Raw genomic sequence first — 4,333 nt, forward strand, 5'->3', positions numbered from 1 at the left:
TCGATAATACTCCCAATTATCAGGCTCTGCAAGGCAAAATCGATCGAGTTCGCATTTCTGCACGGGGAATTTATCCCCTTGCTGATGTTCGCATTGAGAAGATCGAGCTAGAAACTGAGCCAATTAGCCTCGATTTGCGGCGATTACAGCAAAAAAACGGCAATTTAGCCGCCGCTCTGCGCCGACCGGCTGCGGGGGCGTTGCATCTTGTCCTCACGGAAACTAATGTTAATCAAGCTTTACAATCGGCAGCGGTCAAAGAACAAATTCAGACCCTGATTAATAATCTAATTCCTTCTAGGGAAGAATCGTTTAGCACAAAATATCAACTTAGTCAAGCAAATTTTAACTTTCTTAATAATAATCGCGTCGCTCTGAGGCTGCAGCTGGAGACCCAAAAGCAGGAAGAACCAGCAGCCAGCCTCGATCTTAGCCTAGAAGTGGGATTTAAGCTAGTGCAGGGGCGAAAAATCGAGCTTATTGACCCCACAGCCACTCTTAATGGTCGTCGCCTCTCCTCGCGCCTTCTCAAGGGGTTTGCCGAGGGTATATCCACCCAGTTAGATTTAAAAAACTTCGAGAAACAAGGGATTATCGCCCGCCTTCTACAATTGCAGATCGACGATGATAAGCTGAGTATAGCCGCCTTTGGCAGCATCAAGCCTCGATCGGGGAACCCCAATTAAATTTAACGGTCAGAAAACAGGAGATCGGAAGTGGGAATTATGAATTATGAATTATGAATTATGAAGTGGGGAAGTGGGGAGACCACTTCGTGCGCGTTGCGGGGGGAGAATAAAAGCGTTCGACTGATAACTGATAACTGATAACTGATAACTGAATTATGCCTAGTTCTCGCTCTAGTGATAAAATCTCTTTGCCTTGGATAATTGGTATCGGCCTCGCTTTATTTACTGCTGGTGGGGCCACTGCCTGGTTTGCCGTCCATCACCTATCTTCCTCCCAGAAAACCAGCGAAAACCCGATTGAATCTCCCAGTCAGGTGCCGATAAGTCAATCGCCAATTGTTGAACCAGTTTCTCCGGGTCCAGTGAAGACAAGTCCGACAGCGACTCCTGCAGCTATTCCTGTTAGGGAAACTCGACAGGTTTATTGGTTAAAAGTGACTGATACGGGGAATCAATTAGTCAGCCAAGAAATTACCGTTCAAAAAGCCGATGGCCGCGAGGGAGAGTTAACAGCAGTATTACAAACTCTATTAGCCGGTCCAAGTAATCCTCAGGATATGACTACTATTCCCCCCGGGACTAAATTACTTGATTTAAAAGTAGATAAAACGGGAATTAAGATTAATCTCTCGCGCGAGTTTGGCAATGATGATGGTCCTGATATGTTAATCGGTCGTTTGGCACAAATCATCTATACTACTACTGCCGAGGATCCCAATGCCAAAGTCTGGATTCAAGTGGAAGGAAAACCCCTAGAATTATTAGGAGAAGGCCACGGTCTTGAAGTTGCCCAACCGATGACTCGTAAGTTTTTTGAGGAGAATTATCAGTTGTGAGCTGCCCGCGCTTTAAATTGTTGGTTGCCATAGGGAATTGAGGTTAACTAGGGGGATTAGTGGGGGGATAGGGAAAAAAAATCGGATAGGGAAGTTTAATTCCTTCTTGCTGATAGCGTCGGTGTAGGAGTTTAATAAATTCGTGTTTAATGGTGAGGTGTTGAAAAAATTCTTCTTCTACCACCTTGAGATAAACCGTCAGCAGGATACTATAGTAATCGAATTTACCATAACGGATCAAAGGTTGATAGTCACCGAGGTGAGGTTGCAATAACTGGGCGATTTCCTGCATGACTTCTAGGGTAACTTTTTCGACTTTTTCTAAGTCACTATCGTAACTAATGCCCACTTCCACGGGGATGAGGAGGGAGTGATCTGGTAAACTATAGTTACGGAAACTAGAAGAAATGATCTGAGCATTGGGAATAACCAAAAGATTATTGGTAATTTCTTCGATTACTGTGCATCTTAAATCCACATCTCGCACATAACCAGCTTCTCCCGTTCTCAGTTCAATATAATCTCCCGGTCTAACTTTTTTAGAAGTGATAATATTAATCCCTGACATTAAATTAGCTAGGGTATTTTGGAGAGCTAAACCGAGGGAAACACCCCCAATACCAAAGGCAGTAAGCATCGGAGTTATCGAAATGCCAATCGAGCTTAAAATAAGCAAAAAACCGCAGCTAAAAATCAGAACTTTGGCGAGAAATTCAAATAGGGAAGTTAGGGAAGAAATGCCATCATCTCCCGTGGTATAAAATCGTAATATTTCCACGGATAATTGAGCAATAGCCCAAGTAGCCGAAGCTAAAAAAGCCACTAGCAGCAATTTTTGGCTCAGGAGAATCAGGTAGGGAAAGAGGGGAAGATTGGGAAGGGAGAGGGCAATATTTAAACCCAAAAGTCCGAACCAAAGTATGCTTAATCCGCGAAGGGAACGTAAAACCCCTTCCGAGAAACGCAGGTTTTTTTCTCTGGCAATCGATAAAAGTTGACTGACAACGCGCTTTTCTACGAGCCATCCCAACAGCAGGAAACTGAGGACGATGATGATAGGTAAGATAATATAGGGCCAATCTTCCAGTCTGGTTAATAGGTTCATTGCTAGAGGGTTAGAAAAAGATACACTTTTGTCTTATATTATTCTCCATTTGCCTATCTCTAGCAGCGGCGGTGGAATTTTGGGGCAAAAAGTTGCAAAATGTAAAGAGAAACTCATCTTTCCTTCGGCAGCTTGCGTGAATAGTCAGTTATTTAAACCAAAATTCGGACTTTATCGATTCTTAATGGTTATAATCGTGGTTTTGTTCCTGATTAGTGCCTTTTTAATCACCTTTCATCTGGCTAAGATGTCGGATCCCTACATTAAAGAGGTGTTATCCCGACAAGGCAATGTCAGTCGTGGTTACGAAATCTTTCAGATTAACTGTGCTGCTTGTCACGGTCAGTTTGCTGATGGCATCGTCGGACCGAGTTTAGAGGACGTTTCCCGTCGCAAATCGAGAATTAGTCTGATTGAACAGGTAATTAGCGGTAAAACACCGCCAATGCCCAAATTTAAGCCCGATACTCAAGCTATGGCCGATTTATTGGTTTATTTAGAAAATCTTTCAAAAAACTGACTTGAAAGAGGGTGTAGGGTGTAGGGTGTGGGGTATAGGGAAGGAAACCTCTTTCGTCTCTGGTGGTGAAAACTTTTTCATCGGGACTGACTCTTGGCTGAGATTGATGGTAAGCTGGGACGCGTTGAAACTGGGTGCAGAGTGGGAAGTGGGGGAATGGGAAGTGGGGTAGTGGGGGAATTTCAACTAAAACCCCAACACCCCCCCGCAACGCGCACGCAGTGACCACCCCAAAACCCAACCCCTGAGCGACTGATAAATTTTACTTATATAGAAAAATTTTGCCTCTATTTGAGTATGCTAGTAGAGACACTTAACGATAAATACTTATGTCTTGGCATTCCCAAGTTGAACCGGCAATTATCCAAGGGGATTTCTGGCAGGTTAGCCAATTTTACGAAGAACTGATAGAAAGAGACCCCCTAGAAATTAGTCATTATTGGTATTTAGGATTAGCCTATCTTTTAGAAGCTAGGGAAGAAGAAGCACAAACTACATGGTTATTCGTCCTCAGTCAAGGGGATGAACAGGAGGTGATGCTGTGGACAGTAGATTTAGTCAATATTTTGGATGGGGAAGCGCGAAGACAGTTAGAGTTAGGCAATTTAGAAACCAGTTGGTTAATTCGAGGACATATTCGCGAGATTAGTCCCGATAATATTGATAATTTGCTGCGGTTTATTTTATTAGCAATTGATTTGAATTATTTCGATAAAGAGCAGTTAAAAGCTTGGTTATTTGTCGATGTGTTAAAAACAAATAATTTCCAGAGTCTCGATTTAGGTTTATTAGTAGAAGTTTTAGAAAAATTTCTCGATTCTCAGATACCAGAAACCGTCCCTTACTTGGAAGCAATATTTCAATCTCACTGTCAGCGACAAACTTTCATCAAAGTAGTAGAAGCTAAAGTCCCTTCTCTAGCCAGAAACAATAAACCATTGGCTATTGATATTATTAATACTTGTTTAGCAGTAGAACCAGAGCAAATTTATCTGTTAGCTGAACTTTATCAATGTTATTTTGATAATCGAGATTTTGCCGCTGCTATCCAAGTAGCTAATCAATTAAAAACAAGTTGTCAAGGGTTGCCTTCTCAAGCTGTAGCTGATTTTATTGCTCTTTATGTCAAATTATTTAGTGGTAATTGGGTCGATATTAAGGCAGATATTGAAGAATATGCAGA

5 protein-coding genes are annotated in these 4,333 nt (G+C 42.2%); 4 read left to right on the forward strand and 1 reads right to left on the reverse strand.

Annotation, left to right across the window (positions count from 1 at the left end):
* A partial coding sequence (locus PX484_RS07700; protein ID WP_288103357.1) for an LmeA family phospholipid-binding protein occupies positions 1-686 on the forward strand: 686 nt, incomplete at its 5' end.
* Positions 687-844: 158 nt separating this feature from the next.
* Positions 845-1,525: a GerMN domain-containing protein gene (locus PX484_RS07705; protein ID WP_287667307.1), complete on the forward strand. Its 681-nt coding sequence runs from the start codon at positions 845-847 to the stop codon at positions 1,523-1,525.
* 43 nt (positions 1,526-1,568) lie between these two features.
* Here the strand turns inward: PX484_RS07705 and PX484_RS07710 are convergent, their stop codons facing one another.
* Positions 1,569-2,630, reverse strand: coding sequence for a mechanosensitive ion channel family protein (locus PX484_RS07710; protein WP_002799810.1), 1,062 nt, complete (start codon positions 2,628-2,630; stop codon positions 1,569-1,571).
* Positions 2,631-2,658: 28 nt separating this feature from the next.
* Here PX484_RS07710 and PX484_RS07715 point away from each other — a divergent pair, with 28 nt between their 5' ends.
* A complete protein-coding gene (locus PX484_RS07715) occupies positions 2,659-3,150 on the forward strand; it encodes a c-type cytochrome (protein WP_002799809.1) in 492 nt (163 codons plus the stop codon).
* Positions 3,151-3,479: 329 nt separating this feature from the next.
* Positions 3,480-4,333, forward strand: an 854-nt coding sequence (locus tag PX484_RS07720; protein ID WP_502882702.1) for a tetratricopeptide repeat protein, incomplete at its 3' end; no start/stop codon positions are given.

Origin of the sequence: Microcystis sp. M49636_WE2 (assembly GCF_030065375.1) — a bacterium.
Classification (GTDB): domain Bacteria; phylum Cyanobacteriota; class Cyanobacteriia; order Cyanobacteriales; family Microcystaceae; genus Microcystis; species Microcystis aeruginosa_C.